Source organism: Mesorhizobium sp. M1A.F.Ca.IN.022.07.1.1, from assembly GCF_003997575.1.
GTDB lineage: Bacteria > Pseudomonadota > Alphaproteobacteria > Rhizobiales > Rhizobiaceae > Mesorhizobium.
Genome location: NZ_RZST01000700.1, coordinates 1 through 716 on the forward strand (window position 1 = coordinate 1; position 716 = coordinate 716).

Below are 716 nucleotides of genomic sequence, written 5' to 3' on the forward strand. Positions count from 1 at the left end.
GTATGACGGCAGTTCGATCTTGGCGGAAGCTTGAGCGTACATGGCTGTCTTTCCCGGTTGATCCGTGACAACAGCAATCGCGCAAATCCGAAGGTGCCGAAATTCGGTTATGTCCCTACGGGAAACTACGTAGCCTGCAATGCAATTGACCATGATCAATGCCCACGGGAATTGGCTCGGCAATGTTCGCTCAGCCACCAACAAAAGGGATTTGACCATGACCGCCGATTTCATCGTCATCTGCGCCGGGATACTCGGCCTTGCCTATTTTGCTGGCGCAGGGCTCTATCTGGGAGCGGATTCGAGCGGAAAGCGCGACCGCGATTCAACAGGGTACGGCTATGGGCGCCATGTCGGGCTTAAGCCGGTGAGGATCAGGCGCTCACGGTAGAAACAGTCGGTATGCAGCTGGCCATTTGTCGTGGGCGACTGGTGCGCTACTCTGCTTTTGCTCGCTTTTTTGGAAAGCGGAAGTGTCATGAAGGCGATGGTGCTGGAAGAGCCCGGAAAGCCGTTGAAGCTTGTCGACCGCCCTGACGCCACGCCGGGACCAGGTGAGATCAGGCTCAAGGTCGAGGCATGCGCAGTCTGCCGGACCGATCTGCATGTCGTGGACGGCGATCTGCCGCGACCAAAGCTGCCGCTGGTGCCGGGACATGAAATCGTCGGCATCGTCGATCTTGTCGGTGAAGGCGTCTCGCGGTCCCGACTGGGGC

Annotated in this window: 3 protein-coding genes; 2 read left to right on the plus strand and 1 reads right to left on the minus strand. The window is 58.4% G+C overall.

The window, feature by feature from the left end; translation table 11 throughout:
* Positions 1-234: hypothetical protein (locus EOA75_RS34705; protein WP_206517141.1), on the minus strand; the 234-nt coding region annotated here is incomplete at its 3' end.
* Between EOA75_RS34705 and EOA75_RS34380 the strand changes: the two genes are divergently transcribed.
* Together EOA75_RS34380 and EOA75_RS33480 are read left to right on the plus strand one after the other, a co-directional pair.
* A complete protein-coding gene (locus EOA75_RS34380) occupies positions 218-391 on the plus strand; it encodes a hypothetical protein (RefSeq protein WP_164747786.1) in 174 nt (57 codons plus the stop codon). The genes EOA75_RS34705 and EOA75_RS34380 overlap by 17 nt on opposite strands.
* An 87-nt stretch (positions 392-478) precedes the next feature.
* Positions 479-716: alcohol dehydrogenase catalytic domain-containing protein (locus EOA75_RS33480; RefSeq protein WP_164747787.1), on the plus strand; the 238-nt coding region annotated here is incomplete at its 3' end.